The organism is Shewanella chilikensis (genome assembly GCF_037953065.1).
Lineage (GTDB): Bacteria > Pseudomonadota > Gammaproteobacteria > Enterobacterales > Shewanellaceae > Shewanella > Shewanella chilikensis.
The window spans coordinates 4,067,390-4,080,179 of sequence record NZ_CP149966.1 but is presented as its reverse complement, the minus strand read 5'-3'; the positions used below and the strand labels follow the sequence as shown (position 1 = coordinate 4,080,179).

The window sequence follows — 12,790 nt, the reverse complement described above, 5'->3', positions numbered from 1 at the left end:
TTGCGCTGTTAGTCAGGGCGGCCAAGAAAAAACACTGCCAAGGGAGGCGCTATGATATCTCTAAGGAACCTTAATCGCATAGGCGCAGGCTTGATAAACGGCTTGTTGTTGCTGGGCACTCTGCTGTCTTTGGGATTGGCGCAGGCCAGCACAGCCGACAACTTGTGCATTCCCTATACAGCCAGCGAAAAGGTCACACTCGCCTATATCAATGATGGCGATACCCTCACACTCAAAGATGGCCGCCTGATACGCTTGATAGGTGTCAATGCCCCCGAGATAGATCATCAGTATCCCAGTCTCTCCCAGCGCTACAGTCTGGAGGCCAGGGCCTTTGTAGCCTCTAAGCTCAAAGTGGGGGATGAGCTGGCGCTGATGTTTGGTCCTACCAAGCTGGATCCCTATGGTCGCACCTTGGCCTATGTTTTTACTGCGGATGGTTTATTGTTGCAGCAGGCGTTGCTGCAACAGGGTTTTGCGATGGCCAGGGTCTATCAGGAACATCCATTTTGGGAATGCTTTGCCGAGATGGAGCAGCAAGCGCGCACTCAGAATGCAGGCTTGTGGCAGTTTGACGACTATGCGCCCAAGGCGACTTCGGTTATCGGCCAACAGGATTTAAATCACTACCGGCTGGTCAGAGGTGTAGTGACGGATTTTGAAAGAAAGGGACAGTATTTGTGGCTTATTCTGGACGATAACTTCTATGTTGGCATACCTCAGGCCGGATCTGGTAATTTTAGCAAGGTTTTAGCGTTGAACTCGCTCAAAAGAGCCGTTGTAGTGCGGGGTAAGTTGTATTTTTCCTACAAAAAGTGGCAGATTATCGTCAGCCATCCTTCACAGATAAGTTTGGAAAATCCCCCTTAGAAGCAAAATACCTGACTTAAGTGGAAAATTTGCCATCCACTGTTTTAAACTCGTGCCTTTTCGCGTATCTTTAGCGCCTTGTGATTTGAGTCACTGTGAAAGGAATTTTGCAGTGATCCAGACCTGTGTTTGTACGGTTTTTACTTAATATCATTCCGCATTTCAGGATTTTAAAATGACAGATTTCCGTCAAAAAGCGCTCGATTACCATGAGTTCCCCGTTCCAGGCAAAACCGCAGTGATGCTGACCAAGCCTGCCGAGACCAGTATGGATTTGGCTCTGGCCTACAGCCCTGGAGTGGCAGAGCCGGTACGTGAAATCGCTTCCAATCCTGCCAATGCGTACAGATACACCAACAAGGGCAACACGGTTGCTGTGATCTCCAACGGTACTGCCATTCTGGGACTGGGTAACCTCGGCCCCTTGCCATCCAAGCCGGTAATGGAAGGAAAGGCTTTGCTGTTCAAGCACTTTGCCAATATCGACGCCACAGATATCGAAGTAAAACACCGCACAGCTGAAGAGTTTATTCATACTGTTGAAGCGATTGCCGACTCCTTTGGCGGTATCAACCTGGAAGATATCAAGGCGCCCGAGTGCTTCGAAATTGAACGTGAGCTGATCGAGCGCTGCCAGGTTCCTGTGTTTCACGACGACCAGCACGGCACGGCAATTGTGACAGCCGCCGGGATGATCAATGCCCTCGAGATCCAGGGCAAGAAGCTGGAAGAGGCTGTGTTTGTCTGTATGGGTGCAGGCGCAGCGGCCATCGCCTGTATGAGCATGTTGGTCAAGTGTGGTGCCCAGCGTGAAAATGTCTACATGTTGGATAGAAAAGGTGTGATTCATACCCGCCGTGAAGATCTCAACGAGTACAAGGCACTGTTTGCCAACAATACAGACAAGCGCACGCTGCAGGATGTGATCAAGGGCGCCGATGTGTTCCTGGGCCTTTCCGGCCCTGACGTTCTCGGCGCCGAGGAAGTGGCCATGATGGCCGAGAAGCCGGTGATCTTCGCCTGCTCCAACCCGGATCCTGAGATCAAGCCTGAGCTGGCCCATGAGATACGTAAGGATCTGATCATGGGAACCGGTCGCAGCGACTATCCCAACCAGGTCAACAATGTGCTCTGTTTCCCATTCATCTTCCGTGGCGCCCTGGATGTGCGTGCCAGCCGCATCAATGATGAGATGAAAATAGCCGCGGTTTATGCCATTGCCGAACTGGCCAAGGAGCCTGTGCCTGAATCTGTGTTGGCGGCTTACCCCAATGTCAGCGAGTTGAGCTTTGGCCCTCAGTATGTGTTGCCCAAGCCGATGGACCCAAGATTGCTGCCTAAAGTCGCCAAGGCTGTGGCCCAAGCCGCAATCGACTCTGGGGTGGCTCAGATAGACACTTTGCCGCAATACCCGGAAGTCTGATAGCAGTTTTATTCCAAAGGGGCCTTGTTGGCCCCTTTGTTGTTTTTGCAAGACTGTTGGGACATTTTCTGGTCTATGCTGCTTGTTGGTTGCCTTTTGCGTATGGCTGCTGAATAATCAGCAGACTGAGTTCCCGCAGTGAGGCGGCTCACCCCAAGAAGAATAAGAAGACTGGCAGGATCGCCCTCAATGAAACTCACCCGTATTCTCACAAAAAAGCTCACCAGTTTTTGGCTCTTATCGCTGACGATAGTGGCATTTGTGTTTCTGCTCTGCGCCATGATGAGTTTTCTGCAACTGACCTACAAGTTCCAGCAACAGAAAGTCACGGAGCTGGAAACCATGCTGGCCAATCAATACCATTCCGGCAGTAACTGGGAGCTGGAGTCCTGGCTGCCACCCATGTTGATTGCCTACAATGCCGCCAGTTTTAAGCTCTGGCATCATGATAAATTACTATTTGAATATAAAGGCAATATCGCTACAGAAAACCTGGTGCGCTATCAATCTTCGTTGAAGAGCAACCCTGAGTTTCGCATGGAGCTGGAACTGCCGCAGCCGTTTTCCCAGCACAGGCCAGGTTGGTACGAAGTCTTGATCATTCTACTTGGCGTCGGGGCCGTACTGGCGTTTGTTCGCTTTGGCTATCTCTGGTATTCGCGGCAATTGGAGGGGATTGAAGAGCTGGCGCAGCGCAGCCGTTTGATTCTCCTGGGTGAGCACGAAAAAGCACTGGCGATGCCGGGCAAGGGTAAACCCAGGTTGATTAACCGTGCCCTCAGCCGTTTGCTGGAAGAACTGGCCGATGCCCAGAAAGAACGTGCCAGGTTCGACAAGTTTATTCGCAGTAATACCTTCCTGGATCCCGACACCCGTATAGGTAACCGTCTGTTTCTCAAGAATCGCCTCGATGCCCTGAGCAATGAGCAGGGCATGATAGCCCATGGGGTGCTCTATCTGTTGGAGCTGGAGGATCTGGATCTGCTGCAACAAAAGCTGGGGGACAGTCTGACGCTGGAACTGCTCAGACAAAACGTCAACGGTATCAGCCAGATCCTGCAGTCTCAGCCCAACAGTTTCTTTGCCCGCCGCTCCCATAACCAGTTTGCAATAGTGGTGACCCAAATCTCCCTGGCGGAGGCCGATCAACTGGCGATCCGCTTGTTAAAAGTCTGCCAAAGCCAGGTATTGCCCAAGCTGGACAATGCCGACAACTTCTATCATCTCGGCGGCGCTTATTTCAAGGTGGGTGATGGCCATCAGCAACTGCTGGAAGAGGCGGAAATGGCCCTTAGAGCAGCGCAGCTGCAGGGGATCAATACCTGGTTTATGTATGATAAGGGCGCGGTGGATCAGGAGTTCGCCAAGGGCTCGGTACGCTGGCGCAGCTTTCTGGAAATGGCCTTGGTCAATAAGCGATTTCTGGCTTATACCCAGCCCGTGATGGATTGTGACGGCAAGCTGCACCATAGAGAGGTGTTTACCCGAGCCAGGGATCCCGAAGGTAATCTGGTGCGAGCGACCCTATTTTTGCCTATGGCGGTTAAATGTGGCCTGATGCCGCAAATTGAGCGCCAGACTCTGGAAAGAGTCTTATTTGAGTTGCTGCCGAGTGAGCCGGACAAGAAGGTTTGTTTCAGCATCAACCTGAGCCTGGATTCGCTGATGAGCCGCGCCTTTATTCGCTGGTTGCGTACCACCTTGCTGGAATACCGGGACCTGACCGGTAGGTTGATCTTCGAGGTCAGTGAGGATATCGCGGCGCCCAATCAGGAGAAAATCGCCTCCAGGTTACAGATGATCCGCAAGATGGGGGCGCGCCTGTGCGTCGATCATGTGGGCCAGCAGGTGATCAGCACCCAATATATTCAGGACACAGGTTTCCAACTGATTAAGCTGCACAGATCCATAGTGCGGCAGATCCATTTACGACCCGAAAACCAACTGTTTGTTCGTAGCTTGATAGGTGGACTCTACCGTACCGAAGTGCAGGTTTGCGCCGAGGGGGTGGAGTTGTTTGAAGAGTGGCAGACACTGAGAATACTCGGCGTCAGCGCCGCTCAGGGTAGCTGGTTCAGCGAGCCTATGCCGGCAACAGCCTGATCAAGAAAGAGTTCCGGGTTACTACAGGCTGGACTTGTTTGCCGACTTTGCTGAGCCTATCTTTAGGGCAGCTCTCAGTTTAATAATATTTGCCTATAAAATGAATTGATTAGTGTTTAGAATGAACATGCCAAAATATTGACTTAACTTTAAATTGGCAGCAAGTTCATAACCTTATGGGTACGATAAACGCTGCCGTTTTCACAGGGACTCAGGGTTTCTTATGACGAACAAGTCATTCATCAGTCGTCTTTTCAACTTTGGCGCGCCTCAATCCGGTAGCAATACCGGGGTGTTCCTCGCGGCCAATCACGCCTGGGTCTTTCGCCCGGAAAATGACGATCAAAGAGCCCTTTGTCACTGCTATCCACTGCACAAAGATGATTGGAACTCACTGTTTTCCTCGGTTTATGCCGATTTTGGCCCTTCAAAATTACAATTGACTTTAGGTTTTGGTCGCTATCAGCTTTTGAGTGCCGACCGGCCCAAGGTTGAAGCCGATGAGATGGCTCAGGCATTGGTGTGGGCGGTCAAGGATATGGTCAGCACGCCGCCAACCGATATCCATTTGGATTACTTTGAATCGCCGATTAAAAGCAGTGACAAACTCAATGTTGTCGTCTGTTCCCACAGTCGCTTGTCTACCTTGGCCCAGGAAATCGATAAGGCCGGTATGCAGTTGGTGGGGATAAGCATCGAAGAGTTACTGCCCACTAACCTCTTTAACCAAGACCCTTTAGCCAGGCTGGTGATAAGCCAAGTGCCTGGACAGGAGTTATTACTCACTGTGGTACGCGAGGGTGAGCTCTATATGCAGCGGCGTATCCGCGGATTTGCCGAATTGCATCAGACCGATGCCGAATCCTTGGGGTTCGGCGTTGCCGATACCCTTAGCCTGGAGATCCAGCGCTCGATGGACTTTTTTGAAAGTCAGCTTCGGCAAGCGCCGGTGGCCTCGATTGACATTATGGTTCAGGGGCAAACCTATGCCTTGGCGCAACTTGTGTCCCGTAATTTCAACCAGCAGGTGCGTCCGGTAGATGGCATGGATGTCGGCATGAAAATGGCTGAACTCAGCTATCAGGAACTTGAGCGGGGGAGTAAATGAGCAAGACCCGGGTCAATCTCTATTCGCCTTCTCTCTTGCCCCCCAGGTTAAGGCTCAGTTTCGCCCGTTTGTTGGCTATTGCAGGTGTGCTCTTGTTACTGGGGCTTTCGCTTATCGGCTTGGGATGGTGGCAGCAAACGCAAGTGTCCAGGCAGTTGCTTGAGGTCGAGTCGCAGCGCCAGGCCTTGGAGAGCGAAAAACAACAACTGGAAGCCGAATTGGCCAAGCGTCGCCCTAGTGCCGAGCTGGTCGTTGAGCTGGAGCGCCGTACTCAGGAGCGGGAGCTCAAGGGGTTACTGCTGACCGAACTTGGGCAGCGGGAGCGCATGACCTCCAAGGGCTTTGCGCCTGTGCTGCAGGAGTTGGCTCAAGTGTCCGATGGCAGTGTGTGGCTGAGTCGCATCAAGCTGGAAGAAGGCAAATTGGCGTTTGAAGGTTTCGGCCAATATCCGCAGAGTCTGCCGCGTTGGATAGACAAGCTCAAACAAACAGAGAGTCTGAGAGGGCGCTCGTTTGCTTCCATGACCATGGCTCGGGAGCCAGGCCAGCCATTGGCCTTCGTTCTGACCAGTGAAGCCCTGGAGGTGAAGAAATGAATTTCCTTCGGCGTCTGGGCCAAGCCTTTGATGGTTTGAGTCAAAGAGAAAGAGGCATGGTGGCGGGAGTCAGCCTGTTGTTGCTGCTATTGCTGCTGTATCTGCCGCTGGAGTCTTTCTGGCTGGAGCGCCAGAGCAATCTGCAACGGCTGCATGCTGGCCAGAGTAGCATCAAGCTCAGCCAGCAACAGCTGGCGCTCTATCGTCAACGCCTGGCGGAAGATCCGGATACGGCGCTCAAGGCAAATTTGGCGCAAGTGAATCGTGATATCGCTACGCTGGATCAACAGCTGGACAGCCAGATGGTTGACATGGTGCCCGCCAGTTATATGCCGTCATTGCTTACCGCCTTGCTGGAACGGGTGCAGGGAATACAGTTGACCGGCTTCAAGTCTGTCGCCCCAACACCTTTGCTGGTGGTAGGCAAAGCCGATGAGCAGCAGATGAATCTTTATAGCCACGGCATAGTGCTGGAGCTGGAAGGTGACTATTTCGCCGTGCTCAAGTTTGTACAGGCGGTGGAAAAGATGCCGGACAAGCTTTATTGGAAGCGCCTGGATTACCGGGTGTCTGAGTATCCCAAGGCCAGTGTGCAACTTGAGTTATACACGCTCAGCATCAATGAGGACTTTATCAGTGTGGCATCATCCAGCTAAGAGCTTAATCTTATTGGCGCTACTCTGTAGCCAGGATCTCGTTGCCGCCAGTTTGCGGGACCCCACCATGCCGGCGCAGGGGCTGATCGCTCCGGCCAAGGGGCCGGGCGGGCAGGGCTTGGTACTGAGCAGTCTGCTCAATGGACCTCAGGGCAGGCGGGCCGTGATCAATAACCAAATTTACCGCCAGGGAGACAGGATTCAAGGTGTGGTGCTAAGCCGTATCGATCAGGGCAGTGTTTTGCTGGCCGATGGCCGCCGACTCTATCTGTTTCAAGCGATTACCGAGCGCAAGGAAAAACATTAATGAAAACCAGACTCGCCTCTATGCTGCCGTTGTTGGTTCTGGGCCTGGCGGCCTGCCAAACCACGGATAGGCCCAACCCAGCAGCTTCCAAAGAGGCGCTGCGCGATTCCATGGCGCAGCAAAGTGCCAGGGCAGTAGTGCCCCCTCCGGCCAGCTTGCCTCCCGGTGTGCAGCAGGAGTTGAATGCCGATGGTCTTTTGGCCGGGCTGGCGGCACCTATGCAGACAGAGCGGCGTTTTGATGTCTCGGCCAATGATGTCGATGCCAGAGTGTTTTTTCCGAGTTTGGTGGAAGGCACTCCCTTCAGTGTGGCTGTGCATCCACAAGTGAGCGGCAATATCTCTTTATCGCTCAAGGGCGTAACTCTGAGTGAAGCCTTGCAGGTAGTGCAGGATATTTACGGTTATGAGATCAGCCGGGAAGGACGAGTCTTGAGGGTCTATCCCGCTGGCCTTAGAACCGAGACTTTCCCGGTCAATTACCTCTATATGGAGCGTATCGGTCTGTCGCTGACCTCGGTCAGCTCGGGAAGGATCTCTGACAACAATAACAACAACGGCAATAGCAATCAGAACAATAATGGCCTGAACAACAATAACAACAGTGGTTTTGGCAATAACAACAATAACAATAGCAACAACCAGAACAGCAATAACACCAACGGCACCTTTATCAGTTCCCGCACCAAGACAGATTTCTGGGGCGAGTTGCAAAAGACCCTGGAATCAATTCTGGGCAACAGTGGCGATGGCCGCTCCGTGGTGGTCACTCCCCAGGCCGGCTTGGTAACCGTCAGAGCCAATCCGGATGAGTTACGGCAAATTCGCAGTTTCCTTTCCACCGCCGAGAGCCATCTGCAGCGGCAGGTTATTCTGGAAGCCAAGATCCTCGAAGTGACCCTCTCCGATGGTTATCAGCAGGGGATCCAATGGGATAGGTTAGCCTCTGATGGAGGGAGTGCAGATAACAATTGGGATGGAATCACCGGCAGTTATGATCGCAGAGGTCATAAAGCTGAGGTGGGTTTCGGTACTTCTGGAGGAACGTTTGCTGATTCAATCTCAAATGTGATCGGCGGTGTAACTTCGTTGAAAATTACGGGTACGGATTTTTCGGCTTTGATCACTCTGCTCGATACCCAAGGCGATGTCGATGTGCTCTCAAGCCCCAGGGTGACAGCGTCCAATAACCAGAAGGCGGTGATCAAAGTTGGCCGTGACGAATACTTTGTCACGGATGTTTCCTCTACCACAGTGGCCAGCACTACGCCTGTGACCTCTCCTGAGGTGGAGTTGACGCCCTTCTTCTCGGGAATCGCTCTGGATGTGACGCCCCAAATAGACAAAGACGGCAGTGTCTTGCTGCATGTACATCCTTCAGTCACAGATGTGAAAGAGCAGAACAAGAGTATCAAGATAAGTGACTCTTCGTTGGATCTGCCCTTGGCCCAGAGTGAAATCCGTGAGTCCGACACTGTCATCAAGGCGCTTTCCGGTGATGTGGTAGTGATTGGCGGCCTGATGAAGAGCGAGAATACCGAAGTGGTATCCAAGGTGCCGCTGCTGGGTGATATTCCCTTTATCGGTGAAGCCTTTACCAACCGCAGTAAGTTAAAGCGCAAGACAGAGCTGGTGATTTTGCTCAAGCCGACCGTGGTAGTTGATGGCACCTGGCAAAAAGAACTGCAACGTTCCCAGAGCTTGCTCGACCGCTGGTATCCACAGGAATAACCGCTTCTATGTATCTGCAGCACTTTGGCATGCAGAGCATGCCTTTTGCCCTGACCCCCAATACAGGTTTTTTCCTGGGGTTGGCTCCCCATGTGGAGGCCTTGCAAGTATTGCAGGTGGCGCTGCAAACCGGTGAAGGTTTTATCAAGGTCACCGGCGAGGTGGGAACCGGCAAGACCTTGCTGTGCCGCAAACTGCTCAACGAGCTGCCGCAGCAGTTTCGCTGCGCCTGGTTGCCTAATCCTTATCTGACCCCGGCAGAACTCAGGCTGGCGATTGCCGAGGAGCTGGGGATTGCCGTGAGTGATATTAAAGATCAGCAGCAACTCAGTGGTCTTATTCAGCAGCAACTGCTGGCGCTCAGTGCCCAAGGGCTTAATATTGTTTTGCTGCTTGATGAAGCCCAAGCTCTGCCGGATGAGAGTCTTGAAGCTTTGCGGCTGTTGACCAATCTGGAAACCGAGAGCCGCAAGTTGCTGCAGGTGGTGATCTTCGGCCAGCCCGAGCTTGATGCGCGCTTGGCGCAGCAAGAGTTTCGCCAGTTACGCCAGAGGATTACCTTCAGCTATCGCTTGCGGTCGCTGACCCGGGACGAAGTCTATGCCTATCTGCGCCACAGATTGGCAGTGGCCGGTTATCAGGGGCCGGCGTTGTTCAGCGCCGCAGACAGTAAGCGTATTGCCATCGCCGCCAGAGGGATCCCCAGATTGGTGAATATTTTGGCGCACAAGGCGCTGCTGCTCTGTTTCGGTGAAGGTAAACAGCAAGTAACATCTACGCATATCAAAGGCGCCATCAAGGATACCGAAGATGCTTCCCGTACTTCCAACTGGCGCTGGCTTTGGTCGACTCTAGCGCTGCTCCTTGCTTCAGTCGGCGCCTCGGTTGGGGTTTATGCCATGAAGGGAGCCTGGCTATGAGTGTGGTCAATCAGATGCTCAAGGACCTGGATAAACGCCAGCAGCCCCACAACTTAGCTCATGTTCCGGCGGGGCAGGCCAGTCAAGCGGCGGCCAACCCCTGGTGGTTGCTGCTGGGTGGCACGCTGCTTGGCATCTCTTTGTTGGCGCTGGGGTTATGGTTGGGCGGTTATCTGGGAAGTGGCAGTCAAAGCGCTTCTCAAAACCAAAACCAAAGCGGTGACCGAGCAGAGCCATCGCAGACTGTGCCTTATGAGCCTGGGCCCACGGGCCGAAATCGGCCACAGCCGAGGGCAGTCTCAAGTGCTGCCGATGGCAGTGATAGATTAAATTTGAATCCTGAGGCGCAGATCTCGGTGCTGCAACTTCCCAGCAAGAGCCTGGCTCCAAGTGAACAATCCAAAGCTCCTGATACGGGCTTGAATGCTCAAGGCTCAGCTTTTGAAACAAAAAGCCCGGAAATCTATGGCTCAGAAACGGGCAGCTTCAATTCGAGCCGTGCCGCCTCTGGGAAATTTGATACCAAGGCCGTTAGTGATATTCCGGCCGCCAAGGCTGAGCCGCTCGGACAGGAGGCTGGACAAGAGCCATCTCAGTCAGCACAAATAAAAACACCGGGTCGCAATGAAAAGTCAGGCTTGGAGCAGAAGCCCAGCTCCAATGAGAGTGGCCGGATAACCCAATCCAGATCAGCGGCTGCTAAACCAAGCCAGACGAAAATGAGCGTGACTCAGGTCTCTCTGACCCCGGCAGAGCTGTCGCAAAAGAAATTACAACAGGGACAACAGGCCAAGGAACTGGGACAGACAGACAAGGCAATGTCGGCCTATGCCGAAGCCTTGCGTTTGAATGATGCCAATCACAACGCCCGCCAGGAGCTGGCTGCGCTGTTTTATGGCCGTGGCGAGTTGGACAAGGCGGCAGTACTGCTGCGTCAAGGTGCCGAAAGTTATCCGCAGCAACCAGTGTTTTGGTTGTTGCTGGCCCGGGTGCAGAAGGCTCGCAGCGAGTTACCTCTGGCTCTTGCCAGTTTGCAACAGATAGCCGATGGCAGCGAGCTTGGGCGCGAGAAATGGCTGCTGCAGGCGGAACTTGGCCAAAGTCTCAAGGATTGGCCCTTGGTACAACAAAGTTATCTTAGCTTGATCCAGCAGGATGCCTCTCAGGGGCGCTGGTGGTTGGGGCTAGCCTATGCCCAGGATGCGAGTGGCGATTATGATGCCGCCAAGGCCAGTTACCAGGAAGCACTCAAGCGCCAGGGCTTGTCCTCGGATGCCCGTGACTACATAGAAAACCGACTCGTCCAGTTAGGAGGCCGCCAGTGAAACCCAAGTTGAAAATGCGCCTCGGTGATCTCCTGGTACAGGAGCAGATTATCAGCGAGGTGCAGCTGCAAAACGCGCTGTCACAACAAAAACAAACCGGCCGCAAGCTGGGACGCACCCTGATAGACATGGACTTTATCAGCGAGGAGCAGCTGCTGCAGTTTCTCTCGCATCAGTTGAATATTCCCTTTATCGATATCAGCAAGCGCCCCATTCCTGCCGAGGTGGTCAACCTCTTGTCTGAAGTGCAGGCGCGGCGTTTTCGAGCTTTGGTGATTGAGGCCGATAGCGATTCCGTGCTGGTGGCCATGAGCGATCCTGCCGATCTGCAGGCGCTGGATGAATTGGATGTGCTGTTGGCGCCAAGACGCCTGAAACTGGCGGTGGTGAAGGAACAGCAGCTGTTCGATGCTTTTGACAACCTCTATCGCCGCACCGGCCACATTGCCCAGATGGCCGGTAAGTTGGAGGAGGAATACGCCGCCGATGATCAGTTCGATCTCGCCAGTTTGACTGAAGGCGACAGCGACAACGAGACCACAGTGGTTAAGCTGTTGCAGTCGATTTTCGAGGATGCGGTGCAGATCCGCGCCTCGGACATTCACATTGAACCCGGTGACAAGTCGCTCAGGATCCGCCAGCGGGTGGATGGTCTGTTGCAGGAAAACGTGCTCAAAGAGGTCAATATCGCTGCGGCGCTGGTGCTCAGGCTTAAGCTGATGGCCGGCTTGGATATCTCGGAAAAACGTTTGCCCCAGGATGGCCGTTTTCATATTGAAATCAAAGGCCATCAGATAGATGTGCGTATGTCTACCATGCCCATCTATCACGGTGAGTCTGTGGTGATGCGGCTGTTGGATCAATCGGCAGGGCTCTTGACCCTGAATGAAACCGGGATGCCACCTCATATTCTTGAGCGGGTACGGCGGCAGATAAAACGCCCCCACGGCATGTTGTTGGTCACAGGCCCTACAGGTTCGGGTAAGACCACTACACTTTACGGCATTCTCAGTGAACTGAACAAGGCTGAGAGCAAGATCATTACTGTGGAAGATCCGGTGGAATACCAACTGCCGCGGATCAACCAGGTGCAGGTCAATCATAAGATAGGCCTGGATTTTTCCAATGTACTGCGCACCACCTTGCGCCAGGATCCCGACATCATAATGGTGGGGGAGATGCGGGATCAGGAAACCGTCGAAATCGGCTTGCGCGGCGCCCTGACAGGTCACTTCGTGCTCTCGACCCTGCACACCAATGACGCCATTACCAGCGCCCTGCGTTTGCTTGATATGGGGGCGGCCAGTTATTTGGTGGCCAGTGCCCTCAGGGTCATTATCGCCCAGCGCCTGGTGCGGCGGGTGTGTAAGAACTGCGCCACAGATTATCAACTCACGCCGCAGGACAGGGTCTGGCTCCAGAGCATCAGCAAGCGCGACTTTTCCGATGCCAGGCTCAGAGTGGGCACTGGGTGTCAGCGCTGCTCCGGCACCGGCTATCGCGGCCGGATAGGGGTATTTGAGATCCTCGAACTGGATGAAACCATGATAGAGGCGATGCGCAGCGGTAATCCCCATGAGTTTGCCCGCGCTGCTTACGCCAGCGAGCAGTTTACCCCGCTGGCTGAATCGGCATTGGCGTATTTGCATTCTGGCCTGACAACCATAGAAGAGGTCGCCAAGTTGGTGGAAGATGTCTCTGAAGCTCAGGTGCCGTTGGCGGCCGAGATGATGGCTAGGGATGAGGTCTGAT

At 53.5% G+C, this 12,790-nt stretch carries 11 protein-coding genes; all 11 read left to right on the top strand.

Annotated features, from left to right (window positions below):
- Positions 1–51: 51 nt before the first annotated feature.
- The 11 genes from WKR14_RS18425 (at position 52) to WKR14_RS18375 (ending at position 12,789) form a co-directional block, all read left to right on the top strand.
- Positions 52–870, top strand: coding sequence for a thermonuclease family protein (locus WKR14_RS18425; RefSeq protein WP_101054705.1), 819 nt, complete (start codon positions 52–54; stop codon positions 868–870).
- A 175-nt stretch (positions 871–1,045) separates the two neighbouring features.
- The gene (locus tag WKR14_RS18420; RefSeq protein WP_101054707.1) at positions 1,046–2,293 is read left to right on the top strand and encodes a malic enzyme-like NAD(P)-binding protein; all 1,248 of its coding nucleotides are present in this window, start codon (positions 1,046–1,048) and stop codon (positions 2,291–2,293) included.
- Positions 2,294–2,482: 189 nt separating this feature from the next.
- Positions 2,483–4,396, top strand: a complete 1,914-nt coding sequence (gene csrD, locus WKR14_RS18415; RefSeq protein ID WP_101054709.1) for an RNase E specificity factor CsrD — start codon at positions 2,483–2,485, stop codon at positions 4,394–4,396.
- 223 nt (positions 4,397–4,619) lie between these two features.
- Positions 4,620–5,504, top strand: a complete 885-nt coding sequence (locus WKR14_RS18410) for an MSHA biogenesis protein MshI (RefSeq protein ID WP_335921453.1) — start codon at positions 4,620–4,622, stop codon at positions 5,502–5,504.
- Positions 5,501–6,100 carry a PilN domain-containing protein gene (locus tag WKR14_RS18405; RefSeq protein ID WP_101054715.1) on the top strand — a complete coding sequence of 200 codons (600 nt, stop codon included), beginning with the start codon at positions 5,501–5,503 and terminating at the stop codon, positions 6,098–6,100. The genes WKR14_RS18410 and WKR14_RS18405 overlap by 4 nt, the downstream gene beginning before the upstream one ends.
- Entirely contained in the window at positions 6,097–6,756 is a 660-nt protein-coding gene (locus WKR14_RS18400; protein WP_101054718.1) for a type II secretion system protein GspM, read from the top strand. Before WKR14_RS18405 ends, WKR14_RS18400 begins: the two co-directional genes overlap by 4 nt.
- A 13-nt stretch (positions 6,757–6,769) precedes the next feature.
- Complete coding sequence (locus WKR14_RS18395) at positions 6,770–7,063, top strand: general secretion pathway protein GspB (RefSeq protein ID WP_229839749.1); 294 nt, start codon at positions 6,770–6,772, stop codon at positions 7,061–7,063.
- Positions 7,063–8,793, top strand: coding sequence for a pilus (MSHA type) biogenesis protein MshL (mshL, locus tag WKR14_RS18390; protein WP_226564640.1), 1,731 nt, complete (start codon positions 7,063–7,065; stop codon positions 8,791–8,793). Before WKR14_RS18395 ends, mshL begins: the two co-directional genes overlap by 1 nt.
- Positions 8,794–8,801: 8 nt before the next feature.
- Positions 8,802–9,713, top strand: coding sequence for an ExeA family protein (locus tag WKR14_RS18385; protein ID WP_335921452.1), 912 nt, complete (start codon positions 8,802–8,804; stop codon positions 9,711–9,713).
- Positions 9,710–11,038, top strand: coding sequence for a tetratricopeptide repeat protein (locus tag WKR14_RS18380; RefSeq protein ID WP_335921451.1), 1,329 nt, complete (start codon positions 9,710–9,712; stop codon positions 11,036–11,038). The genes WKR14_RS18385 and WKR14_RS18380 overlap by 4 nt, the downstream gene beginning before the upstream one ends.
- Positions 11,035–12,789: a GspE/PulE family protein gene (locus WKR14_RS18375; protein WP_335921450.1), complete on the top strand. Its 1,755-nt coding sequence runs from the start codon at positions 11,035–11,037 to the stop codon at positions 12,787–12,789. Before WKR14_RS18380 ends, WKR14_RS18375 begins: the two co-directional genes overlap by 4 nt.
- The last annotated feature ends 1 nt before the right edge of the window (position 12,790 follow it).